Source organism: Tenacibaculum agarivorans (genome assembly GCF_001936575.1).
Taxonomy (GTDB): Bacteria; Bacteroidota; Bacteroidia; order Flavobacteriales; family Flavobacteriaceae; genus Polaribacter; species Polaribacter agarivorans.
This window is the reverse complement of record NZ_MSMP01000068.1, coordinates 1-7,436: the sequence shown is the minus strand read 5'-3', so window position 1 is coordinate 7,436 and position 7,436 is coordinate 1. Positions and strand designations below refer to the sequence as shown.

The 7,436-nt window shown below is 31.3% G+C and carries 6 protein-coding genes; 1 reads left to right on the top strand and 5 read right to left on the bottom strand.

Features of this window, described 5'->3' with window-relative positions; all coding sequences use genetic code 11:
- Positions 1-86: 86 nt before the first annotated feature.
- The 5 genes from BVC87_RS22760 to BVC87_RS22740 form a co-directional block, all read right to left on the bottom strand.
- On the bottom strand, positions 87-461 hold the full coding sequence (locus BVC87_RS22760; protein WP_075344702.1) for a DUF3703 domain-containing protein: 375 nt from the start codon (positions 459-461) through the stop codon (positions 87-89).
- 9 nt (positions 462-470) lie between these two features.
- Entirely contained in the window at positions 471-2,657 is a 2,187-nt protein-coding gene (locus BVC87_RS22755; protein ID WP_075344701.1) for a TonB-dependent receptor, read from the bottom strand.
- Between the two features lie 71 nt (positions 2,658-2,728).
- On the bottom strand, positions 2,729-3,028 hold the full coding sequence (locus BVC87_RS22750; RefSeq protein WP_317041751.1) for a DUF6660 family protein: 300 nt from the start codon (positions 3,026-3,028) through the stop codon (positions 2,729-2,731).
- 43 nt (positions 3,029-3,071) lie between these two features.
- Positions 3,072-3,482: a Fur family transcriptional regulator gene (locus BVC87_RS22745; RefSeq protein ID WP_075344699.1), complete on the bottom strand. Its 411-nt coding sequence runs from the start codon at positions 3,480-3,482 to the stop codon at positions 3,072-3,074.
- A 10-nt stretch (positions 3,483-3,492) separates the two neighbouring features.
- Entirely contained in the window at positions 3,493-4,116 is a 624-nt protein-coding gene (locus BVC87_RS22740) for a recombinase family protein (RefSeq protein ID WP_075344698.1), read from the bottom strand.
- A gap of 133 nt (positions 4,117-4,249) precedes the next feature.
- Between BVC87_RS22740 and BVC87_RS22735 the strand changes: the two genes are divergently transcribed.
- A complete protein-coding gene (locus tag BVC87_RS22735; RefSeq protein ID WP_075344697.1) occupies positions 4,250-7,363 on the top strand; it encodes a Tn3 family transposase in 3,114 nt (1,037 codons plus the stop codon).
- The last annotated feature ends 73 nt before the right edge of the window (positions 7,364-7,436 follow it).

Below are 7,436 nucleotides of genomic sequence, written 5' to 3'. Positions count from 1 at the left end.
GGCCTTCAAGGTAGACTCGGAATTTTTGCACCATAGAAGGTCATTATTACAAATTTATGTCATGGAATAAAAAAGTATAGTCTAATTTATATTGAAATATCTGATTTTTTGAATATGGTTTGAAGTTCAATTTCTAAAGGAAAAGACTTTAAAGGTGGTACATTTGCACCTCCTGGATTTCCAAGAGGTACCTTTCCAACAAAAGATTTTATTCCACCAAAAATAAGTCGTGGAATTTGACCAATAATTTCCTTTGTACTCTTTATCTTAAACCCAAAGAGTAGCATTTTCCAATGAACAAAAGTATGCTCAAGAGGATATCTTTGTCCTAAGATATGCGCACGTTCTAGATGCAACCATGCACCTTTTATATTACCTGAGGAATACTCATTAGCATAGTTTATCAACTCTTTTTCATAATATGGTTTTAAACTTTTCGGAATTTTAGTATATAATTTCATAATTATTTTTTAATGTTCATCTTCCCTACCAAATGGATTTATAATAACTCCAACGGAAAATATGAAACCATCTGTTGGAGCATAAATTTCTGCAAATTGAGGATCTTGATGAGGCGGTAAGGTTTCAGTAGAAAAGCGACTTTGTCTGCGGTCTGTAAAGTTTTCAAAGTTAACGTATGGACTTCCCCACTTAAAATGCCTTTGAACCATTAATCCCATTGTAAAAAAATCTTGTGTTTGTCTGCCTGAATTTAATCTTTGGCTACCTGTATAATAGATTTCATAACCAATTCGCCATTTATCATTTTCATACATTAAAACACTGCCTGCTTGATGCTTTGGTGTTAGCGTTTTTTGTGGATTATTAGGTAAATAATTCAATGTAGTGTTGATATAAGCATAGTTCAAAAACCATCGCAAATCATCATAGGTAAACTTAATGTTAGTTTCTGCTCCTCTACTTAAAACTACTCCATCAGCATTTTCAAATAAATACGTGCCGTTAGATTGTTCATCAAGCAATAGTGCATTATCAATGCTTGTTAAATAGAAAAGTTGATTGATTGAAAAACCTATTTCATCAGAAATCCTGTTATTATAATTGAAATCTATATTTACTCCATAAGAACGCTCTGCATTCAAATTACCTTCATTAATCGGTAAAATATTTTGAAAATTCAGAGTTGCTGCCTCTTCAGTAAACATATCAGGAATTTTGTAACCTAATCCTCCACCTAAACGACTTGAAAAATGGTTATTGGCTTTCCATAATAAAGAAACACGAGGCAAAGGAAACACACCCCAATTTGGCACGTAATCAGTTCTAAGTCCCGATTCTAAAATAAATTTATCGGATAAGTCAGTTGTATTATTCACAAATGCCCCAAAAGTTATATTGTCTTGATTTCTAGGTGTAGGATTATCTTTTTCTTTAAATAGATTACTGTAAAAGTTTCCTCCAAAAACCCAATCAGTTTTCTCCTTTTGAATGGTGTAATTTGCTTCCGTAAATACATCCCATTGTCTACCTGAAAACAGGACATCTGGTGTTATCAATTCTCTATCAAAATACGATACACTATTTTTAATTTGAAATGCTTTTAAATCGTTTATTTCCTTTTCATAAACAGCCTGTGTACTAATTCGTGTTGAGATATTTTCTTCGGAATATTGATGAATACCATTAGCACCATCCCTGATGGCTATAATATCACCTCCTTCTCTTTTATCAAACGTACCATTCACACCTAACCAAAGTATTTCATTCTCTGATGGGTAATAAAAGAGTTTAGGATTAAATGAAAAGGTCTTGGTTTCGGGTAAATTACTAAAATCATCATCGTCAGGGTCGTATAGGCTTTGATAATGCCCTGAACCGTATAATGTATAACCAAACTTATTTTTTCGTTTACTATATAAAACATTAGCGGTACTACCTCCTACGTGTGTTTGTGCAAGTTGAATATCTAATTTAGGTTCTTCGTCAGGTGTTTTAGAAACCAAGTTTACCAATCCTGCAATAGCACCACCACCGTACAAAGTTGAGGCACTTCCTTTAATAATTTCAAATTGGTTAAGGTCTAAAGGTGGGATTTGGTTAATGCTCAATCCTCCTGAAAACCCACCAAACAAAGGGAAGCCATCTTTTAAAATTTGGGTATATCTACCATCTAACCCCTGAATACGAATACTACTATTTACACTACTCAAAGAGGTTTGTTGAATCTGAATACCTGTACTCTCACGCAGTACCATTGAAATATTGGAAGCATTCATTATGGCTTTTTCGCCCAATTCTTCTGCTCCGATAAATTCTACTCGTGTAGGGATTTTTTTTATGGTTCGTGTACTTCGAGTAGATTGGACAACAACGCCTTCTAACTCCATACCTCCTTCGTGCATTAAATACGTTTTTATAGGCGTAGATTCAGTTACTTGTATCGTATCAAAAATGGTTTCAAAGCCGACAAAAGAAATGGTAATCTCTTGTTCTCCTAAAGGTACATTTTCTAATACTGCTAAACCCTCATCATTGGTTATTGCGCCTATTTTAAGGGTTTCAAAATAGGCAGTTGCACCGATTAAAGGCTCGTTGGTTTCTTCTTCTATTATTTTTATGGTTACTGAGGTGTTTTGTGCATAAACTGATGCACTTAATAGTAGGCATAGTACGATGCCAAATATTGTTTTATTCATTCAAATAAATTCTATGATTATTAAATTATTTTTAATTAGGACAAGGCATACCTATCCCAAGACCAAATTATTTAAGAAGTGGCAGGAGGATGCCAAATAGAAGTAATATAACCTTGTGTGAAATTAGTTTGATACCTAAAAGTATGTGAAATAACGGAAGTATTAATATGTATATCTTCAAAAAATAAAACCTCAAAAGGAATTGCAATACCACAACAAGCGCAGGTGCAAAAAGGCGTACATTCATCTTCTGAATGGTCGCTGTGATTTTCTGCCTGAATGCTATTATCTGTTTCGTTAACTTCATCAGAACAAGGAACAGAGGATAAAACCAATGTCATAAAAGCAAATATGAGCGTTATAAATTTCACAAAGCAAATTTACTATTTATTCAATGCAACTTAACTGCAAAGTTTAATTATTACAATTTGAACATAAACCTTTGATAACCATATTTGCTTGATTCATTTTGAAATTAGTAGGCAGGTCTATGGTTGGAATGTTAAGCATAGTTAAACAAAATGTATTTTCACATTGAGTACAATGAAAATGGTAGTGTAAATCTTGTAATTCGCAGTTACAACTTTCTAAACACAATGCATATTTTGTAACGCCTGTACCATCTTCAATACTATGGATAATTTTATTTTTTTCGAAAGTCCTCAATGTACGAAATAATGTACTTTTGTCTGCTGGCGCTAATGCGATTTCCAAATTTTTTAAAGATACCGCTTTGGTTTGTTCAGTAAAAAATTGCAGAACCAATAAACGCATTGCAGTGGGTTTAACTGACTTATTCTTTAAATGTAATTCTATTCGTTTCATAATGTATGAACTAAGCAAGAGATACTGTTTTTAGCTTTTTGTTGACCTTAGATATAGTATGTCTAGAGCAGCCGATCAAACTTTGAATATCACTATAACTTTTACCTTCTTTTAGGAGCATTTCTATTTTATGATGAAGCTGAAGATCTACAGGTCTACCTTTATATTTACCTAATTTTTTTGCTTTTTGAACACCTTGTGCTTGTCTCTTTCTTCTATCCATATAATCTTTTCGCGCTATTGCAGCAAGCATATCTAACATCATGGCATTTATAGCAGATAACATTCTTTTTGTAAACTCATCGGGTGTATCAATCAGTTTATGGCTTGTTGGTAGGTCGATAGCCACAACCCTAATATTTTTTTCATAGATTAAGAGCTTCAGGGTTTCCCAGTCCTTTGCATTCAATCTGCTAATGCGATCAACTTGTTCTACAAGGAGTATATCACCAGGATCTGCAATTTCTAAAAGCCGAAAAAGTTCAGGTCTATTTAGTTTACTACCTGTTTCATATTCAATAAACCAAAAGGAAACTGTCAACCCCACTTGCTTTGAGAAGTTCACAAGTTCAGTTTTTGCCCTATGTGCATCCTGTTCGTTAGTAGATGCCCTTAAATAAGCATAAGTTCTCATAATAATAGTTCATTATAGATAGTTCAGTAAATATAGTGCATTTTACATTAATTTTGTAATTTAATGCACTTAACTGAGAGTGGTAAGTTAAAGGTATACCTAAAATGAACCACAGTTTTATTGGTTCTATAATATGATTCTTAAAATTTATAGCGAAAATGAAATTCGGGAATTTGATAAGGTACCTGAATTTAATAAAGAGCAAAGACAAGAATACTTTGATATAAATTTATACAAGGAATATGCAGATTATTTTAAAACTCCTTTAAATTTTATAGTCTTTGTTTTAATGTATGGATATTTCAAACATAGTTGTAGATTCTACAAAACCAATGAATTTAGAGAAGCAGATATTCAATATGTTATCAGCCAATGCAATATAGAGTATGATCTAGATTTTAACGAATATCATAGAAATACATTTACTAGACATAAAAAATTAATTTCAAAAAGCATTGGAGCTAAACTTTTTATAGACTGGAAGACAGATTTTGAAAACGAAGTGAATGCCTTAGTTAGGACGGCATTAAGACCCAAACAAATAATAAAAACCTTACTTCGGATATGTGAAGAAAACAAATTTGAAATACCAAGTTATCGAGTATTTGCTGAAACAATATCTAAATCTCTTAATAACCTGGAGAATGAACTTTTAAATAAAGTAGATAAATCTTTAAGCAATAATCAGAAAGATACCATCGATGTCATTTTAAAAATGGGTAAGGATAATGATAAACCTATATCACCAACAAATCCATATTTAGTTACAACTATTAAAAGTCCAGAACAAGAAATAACACCCAGGAAAATAAAACAAAGTTTAGATGATTTTTCAATTGTTGCTGATTTATATAAAGAATTCACGGATTGTCTTGATTCTTTAGAACTTTCAGATCAATTGTTAAACTATTATGCTGTTTGGCTTATCAAATCAGCTCATGTGCAATTATTGGCATTGAAAGAACAAGAGAAAAAGTATTTATACTTCTTAGCATTTATAGTTTATCAATACCGTATAAGACAAGATTTTTTTGTTGACACGCTACTCAAATCAGTACAACGATTTGAAAATGAAATTGAAAAAAAAGTAACTGAAGATTTTCTAAAGCAAAGACCAGTTAAATTAATACAAACTCAAAAAATCATAAAAATGATCAGGTCACTCTCTGATTATGTCGATGATATGAGAGGTGTTGCCTTTAATAATTCAAAGAGTGACAAGGAAAAAATTTTTCAAATACAAAAGGTATTTTCTGAAATGGATAATTCAAAGGGCGAAAGGCATATTCAGAGGAAAAAAATTGAAGGTGAACTCGAAAAGTTACAAAATTCGCTTTCCTCTGGTATGAAAGATCAATTTGTAACTACTAATTATATTTCAAACTATCGTAGGTTACAGAACAGAGTCTCAGGAATTATTAATGTACTTGACTTTAACAAAGAGACTTCAAATAAGGAAATTTTCGAGGCTATTAATTATTTTAAGGTCAATGCTAATAAAACTAATCATAAGTTTTTACCTAAAAATTTTCTAGACAATAAAGGAAAAAGCGCTTTAAAGACAAATAATGAGAATGCATGGAAATTATGGAAGGTTCTTTTATTTATCAAGATTAAAGACTTGATAAAGTCTGGAGCCTTAAACCTAAAGAATTCTAATAGATACAGAGCTGTAGAGGAATACCTTGTATCAAATAAAAGATGGAAAGATCAAAAAGAAAAGCTACTTAAACGTGCAAATCTTCCCTTTAAAATAGAAGTAAATGATTTTTTAGAAAATATGAGTTTTGCTTTGCACAAGCAATACGAAAGAACCAATAAAAATATTTATGATAACAAATATTTAAATGTTACTAAATCTGGGGCAATCCGAGTTGCAACTCCAAAAGACGATAAAGCACAGGAAAATAAGGGCCTTATTAAACTTTTAGAAAGTGATGAGGGCTCAGTTATTCCATTACCATTGATACTTTCAGAAATAAATACTACTTCTAAGTTTATTGATTGTTTTTCTCATTTTTCTCAAAAAGGGTATAAAACAAGACCTTTAAACGAAGCGTTTTATGCAACAATTATCGCTTTTGGGTGTAATATAGGAATAGGTAGAATGGCAAAAATTTCCAGTGGTATAACTATTGATACACTAAATCATCTGGTAAAATGGTATTTCAGTAAAGAAAATTTAGATGAAGCTAACGCTAGACTTAACTCAATAATTAATCAATTATCGCTATCTAAGATTTATAAAAAGAACTTGAATGAAAATCATACATCAAGTGATGGTCAAAAGTTTAGTGTAGATGTTCCTTCTATTCATGCGAATCACTCATTTAAATATTTTGGTTCTGGTAAAGGTGTTACGGCCTATAGTTTTATTGATGAATCAAGTAGGCTTTTTTACAATACTGTTATTAGTTCATCAGAACGTGAAGCAGCTTATGTTATCGATGGATTAATGCTTAATGATGAAATAGAAAGTACCATTCATTCTACAGATACTCATGGTTATAGTGAAATCATTTTTGCTATTACTAACGGGCTGGGAGTATTTTTTGCTCCAAGGATAAAGAATCTAAAAAATCAAATACGGTATACATTTAGAGAGAACCCAAAAAAACTATACCTATTGAATAAATTTGATATTCTCCCTACTGCTACGCAATATATTGATACCAAATTAATAGAAAAACAATGGGATAATATATTGCGGTTGCTTGTAACAATAAAGCTTAGAGAGACCACAGCTTCTAGCATATTAAGGCGTTTAAGTTCATATTCAAAACAACACCCACTTTATAGAGCATTAAAGCAAGTGGGTAGAATTTTTAAAACATATTTTATCCTCAAATATTTGGATGAAGTTGATTTACGCAAGTCAACAGAAAAAGCTCTGAATAGGGTTGAAAACTCACATCAATTTGCTAAGGCTATTTTTTTTGGTAATAATCAAAATATCAAATACGGTAGTAAGGAAGAACAAGAAATTATTGTAGCGACACGACATTTGATTCAAAACAGTATTGTTTTATGGAATTACCTAAAAATTAGCGATGAACTCTCTAAATGTAAATCCAAAGCTGAATTTGAAAAAATGCTATCAATTATAAAAAATGGTTCTATAATGTCCTGGCAACATATCAATATTCATGGTGAATACAATTTTCAAAAGTTATTTGCTAAAGGAGAAAATAATTCTCTGGATTTCAACAAATTAAAGCAACTTAATATTGAAAATATTAGTTTCTAATACACTTAAAACAAATTGTTTGTCTTTACTAATTTCTCTATAGTGCAAATTCTCCGTATCTACCTTGAAGGTC

Bases quoted from the DNA above. Each gene is read 5' to 3' on its own strand.
- BVC87_RS22735 (WP_075344697.1), top strand. From the start codon at position 4,250: ATGATTCTTAAAATTTATAGCGAAAATGAAATTCGGGAATTTGATAAG.
- BVC87_RS22760 (WP_075344702.1), bottom strand. From the start codon at position 461: ATGAAATTATATACTAAAATTCCGAAAAGTTTAAAACCATATTATGAA.
- BVC87_RS22745 (WP_075344699.1), bottom strand. From the start codon at position 3,482: ATGAAACGAATAGAATTACATTTAAAGAATAAGTCAGTTAAACCCACT.
- BVC87_RS22755 (WP_075344701.1), bottom strand. From the start codon at position 2,657: ATGAATAAAACAATATTTGGCATCGTACTATGCCTACTATTAAGTGCA.
- BVC87_RS22740 (WP_075344698.1), bottom strand. From the start codon at position 4,116: ATGAGAACTTATGCTTATTTAAGGGCATCTACTAACGAACAGGATGCA.